Below are 216 nucleotides of genomic sequence, written 5' to 3'. Positions count from 1 at the left end.
AACTGGATGAGAGCTGAGGATGTGCTCTCTCCAAAGGCCAGAAGAAAAACAAAGAAAGCCTTTAAGAAAAAACTTAAAGAAAGAATGAAAGACACTGCTTCAGAAAAGGTGAAGAATGAGATAAAGGAATCAATCAATATACTTGATGAACAGGATGCACATCCTAGACGTCCTAGATCAAAGTATGCGGGTGAGATGATACAGATGGATGCATCA

The 216-nt window shown here is 38.9% G+C and carries 1 pseudogene; it reads left to right on the top strand.

From position 1 onward, the window contains the following. Positions 1–21: 21 nt before the first annotated feature. Positions 22–216 (top strand): annotated as a pseudogene (locus DW269_RS12865) (ISNCY family transposase); the annotation flags it as partial.

The sequence above is a fragment of the Catenibacterium sp. AM22-6LB genome, assembly GCF_003435615.1.
GTDB lineage: Bacteria > Bacillota_I > Bacilli_A > Erysipelotrichales > Coprobacillaceae > Catenibacterium > Catenibacterium mitsuoka_A.
The sequence above is the reverse complement of the archived record's forward strand: the minus strand, read 5'-3'. Positions and strand labels throughout refer to the sequence as shown.